The following is a 3,004-nucleotide window of genomic DNA, read 5'->3' as shown; positions in this document are numbered from 1 at the left end:
TTACTTGTCAGCGGAGTATGAGCTGGTTGCCCGCTTCCTCCTTGCGCACGTAGCGGTTCTCGCAGATCGAGGTGGAGCGAACCCGGGGAGCGTTCTCGACAAGAATGGGCCGGGGGCCTTCGAACAGATTGTGCAGGATCTCCACGTGGGCGACCTCGGCTTTCTTGCCGGAAATCATGATGCCGCCGCCGGCGTTGTCGATGAACTTGGAATTCTCGATCCGCACATTGCTGATGCGCTGGTGCGGCTTGTTGGGCTCGAGATCGATGCCGGCGCTCGGCGCCGTCCCGCGCGTATCGCGAAACGTCGAATTCGTCACGAGGATCCGGTTGCCCATGATGATGGACAGTCCTTGGCGCCGGTTATGCTCGGCGACGACGGAGCAGAGAGCGATGTCCTCGCCGCCGGCGAGATAGAAGCCGTCGCCCCACATGTGCCGCGAGGTCACGCCCGCGATCGTGATCCGCTCAGACTCGGGACCGATGATGATGCCCATGCCCCACTCGCCGGAGCGGCCCTTGTGCTCCTTGCGGTCGCCCTGCAACGTACCGCCGATCACCGTCACATCCTTCGCGCGGGGGATCCTCAGGACCGAATAGTATTTGGCCGCGGTCGGCATCGCCTTGAGGACCGCGCGGTCCGCAAGCCTCAGCGTCATCTTGCTCCCGAGCACGAGCCGGTTCTTGCCGTGCGCTTGGACGATGTAGGTGCCGTTCGGCACGTAAACCGTACCGCCGCTGCCGGCCACCTCATCGATTGCTTTCTGAATGGATTGCGTGTCGTCGGATTTGCCGTCGCCCTTGGCGCCCCTGTCCTTCACATTGACGACGAGGGAGGAGGCGGGCTTGACGTTGCAGCCATCGAACCGGGCGCCACTGGCTGGGCCGGCGAGAGACGCGGCGACGAAAAAGGAAAGGAGGGCGCTCGTGCGTAAGATCTTGTTCAAGGGGCGTCGGTCGGGTTGCTCCTTCGGCACGGGACCCGCACTAGCACGTTCTCCGCGGAGTGTCACCGGACCTGATCAGGCGAGCGCATCGCGGGTCGCGGCGGCGATGCGCCTTGCGTCGTCGTCGGACAAATAAGGATGCATGGGCAGGCTCATGACCTGCCGGCAGATCGCCTCGCTCACCGGCAACGAGCCCTCACCGCCGCCATAGGGCAGATAGGGCGCCTGGAGGTGCATGGGTTTCGGGTAGTAGATCATGGTCGGGATGCCGGCCGTGCCGAGCTTCTCCTGAACCGCCGCGCGCTTCTCCGTCTTGATGGTGTACTGCGCCCAGGCCGATTTCAGCCCCTCGATGCGCTTTGGCGTCGCCACCACGTCCTTCAACTCGTCGTCATAGATCTGCGCGACGCGTTCGCGGGCCTCGAGCTCGTCGTCGAAGACCGAGAGCTTCACCGAAAGGATCGCGGCCTGAATGCTGTCGAGACGGCCGTTGATACCGATACGCACAACCTCATAGCGGTCGGCGCCCGCGCCGTGGACGCGGATCGACTTGAGCACCTCCGCGAGACCGTCGTCGTCGGTCGTGATGGCGCCGCCGTCGCCGTAGCATCCCAGGGGCTTCGCCGGAAAGAAGCTCGTGCCGCTGACTGGCGCGAGTGAACCCGACGCGCTGTTGTGATAGACGCCGCCGAAGGATTGCGCGGCGTCCGATATGAGATGAAGGCCTTCACGCTCGGCGAGCGCATTCAGCCCATTCCAATCGGCCGGCAAGCCGAACAGATCGACCGCAAGGATCGCCTTCGGCGTGAGCTTGCCGCCGGCGCGGGTTTCGGAAATTTTCTTCGTGAGGTCGGCAAGGTCGATGCTGAAGCTGTCCGCCTCGACGTCGACGAAAACCGGCGAGGCGCCGGCGAGGAGGATCGCCTCCGCGGTCGCCGTGAAGGTGAACGAAGGCACGAACACCGCATCGCCCGGGCCGACCTCATAAGCGAGCAGCGGCATGAAGATCGCGTCGGTGCCGCTCGAACAAGAAATCGCGTGGGCCACGCCGCAATATTCCGCAAGCTCGGATTCAAGTTTCGCGACTGCGGGACCGAGAATGTAGCGCCCGTCATCGAGGACGTCTTGGATCGCCTCGGCGATCTGCGGCTTGAGCCGCGCATATTGCGCCTTCAGGTCGACAAAGGGGACGCCCGACATCGATGTTCCTTCTTCTTCTGGCTCCTGGTCGCGCCCTGCCTAGCCAAGTCGGGCGGCTACGGCAATAGGGCGAATAGCGCCGGCCTTAGGGGCCGTTCCTCCGTTCAGTTTGGGTTCAGGTCGGAACCTTCATCCTCGGCAGCGATTGGCTCAGTTCCGCCGAGGGGCTGACCGATGGAGGTTTTGAGATGATGTATTCAGGCGCCCTGAGGCGCATCGTGTTGGCGGGCGCGTTCGCGTTGCTCGCCCTGGCGCCGGGTGTGCTGGTTTCAGGTGAGGCCAAGGCTGGCGGGCCTGCCGTGGAGCAGGAAAATTTCGACATCGATCAGTTCTACGACGAACTCGCGCCGTTCGGCGAGTGGGTCGACCACCCCAACCACGGCTATGTGTGGCTGCCGCGAACGGTGGCGCCGGATTGGCGTCCCTACACGGTGGGAAACTGGGTCTCGACCGAGGAGTATGGTTGGTACTGGGATTCTCCGGAGCCGTTCGCCTGGGCTGTGTATCACTATGGCCGTTGGGGATTTGAGCCCGACTATGGCTGGTATTGGGTGCCGGGCGATACATGGGCGCCGGCCTGGGTCCAGTGGCGCTATGGCGATGAGTATGTGGGTTGGGCCCCAGAGGTGCCGACACCGGGCTACGCTTATGGTGGCCCGGCGCGCTATGCACCGCCGCCGCCGCGGGAATCGTGGGTGTTCGTCGAGCCGCGTTATCTCGTGTCGCCGGCGGTCCGCTCTTATGCGGTGCCGCGCGCCAGCCTGACGATCGTATTCAACCGCACGACCTATGTGAGCCGGCCGCGGTACCGGAACGGCTATCTCTACAATTACGGCATGCCGCGCGATCACTGGTCAC

The 3,004-nt window shown here is 64.0% G+C and carries 3 protein-coding genes; 1 reads left to right on the top strand and 2 read right to left on the bottom strand.

The features are described 5' to 3' along the window. Positions 1-7: 7 nt before the first annotated feature. Together AUC71_RS14925 and AUC71_RS14920 are read right to left on the bottom strand one after the other, a co-directional pair. Entirely contained in the window at positions 8-946 is a 939-nt protein-coding gene (locus AUC71_RS14925; protein ID WP_158007889.1) for a glycosyl hydrolase family 28-related protein, read from the bottom strand. Positions 947-1,021: 75 nt separating this feature from the next. After that, positions 1,022-2,146, bottom strand: coding sequence for a DegT/DnrJ/EryC1/StrS family aminotransferase (locus AUC71_RS14920; RefSeq protein ID WP_069624877.1), 1,125 nt, complete (start codon positions 2,144-2,146; stop codon positions 1,022-1,024). Between the two features lie 188 nt (positions 2,147-2,334). On the opposite strand from AUC71_RS14920, the gene AUC71_RS14915 reads away from it, so the two are divergent. Continuing rightward, the coding region (locus AUC71_RS14915) for a DUF6600 domain-containing protein (protein WP_342021874.1) at positions 2,335-3,004 on the top strand (670 nt) is incomplete at its 3' end.

This window comes from Methyloceanibacter marginalis, from assembly GCF_001723295.1.
Lineage (GTDB): Bacteria > Pseudomonadota > Alphaproteobacteria > Rhizobiales > Methyloligellaceae > Methyloceanibacter > Methyloceanibacter marginalis.
The sequence above is the reverse complement of the archived record's forward strand: the minus strand, read 5'-3'. Positions and strand labels throughout refer to the sequence as shown.

Bases quoted from the DNA above. Each gene is read 5' to 3' on its own strand.
- AUC71_RS14920 (WP_069624877.1), bottom strand. From the start codon at position 2,146: ATGTCGGGCGTCCCCTTTGTCGACCTGAAGGCGCAATATGCGCGGCTC.